The sequence below is a fragment of the Microbacterium sp. GbtcB4 genome, assembly GCF_019091465.1.
GTDB classification, from domain to species: Bacteria; Actinomycetota; Actinomycetes; order Actinomycetales; family Microbacteriaceae; genus Microbacterium; species Microbacterium paraoxydans.
Map to the genome: position 1 here is coordinate 1 of NZ_JAGXJJ010000823.1, position 228 is coordinate 228.

Consider the following 228-nt stretch of genomic DNA (forward strand, 5'->3'; position numbering starts at 1 on the left):
GAGCCGCGGGGCCCGACTGTCGACTATGTATACATTCGCGGCCGAAATCGGGGGTACCACCTGCGGTTCCCTCCGCCTTTGGCTACATAGAAGACCGTGCGGATAGACTCAGCGTGTCGTGTGGAGCATTCGATGAAGATCTTCGTCCTGGTCAAAGTGGTGCCGGACACCTATGGCGATCGCACGTTGAATCTCGAGGCCGGACTCGCCGAACGCGGCGCGGGGGAT

At 61.0% G+C, this 228-nt stretch carries 1 pseudogene; it reads left to right on the forward strand.

The features are described 5' to 3' along the window. Positions 1 to 132: 132 nt before the first annotated feature. Positions 133 to 228: pseudogene (locus KVS71_RS20190) on the forward strand (electron transfer flavoprotein subunit beta); the annotation flags it as partial.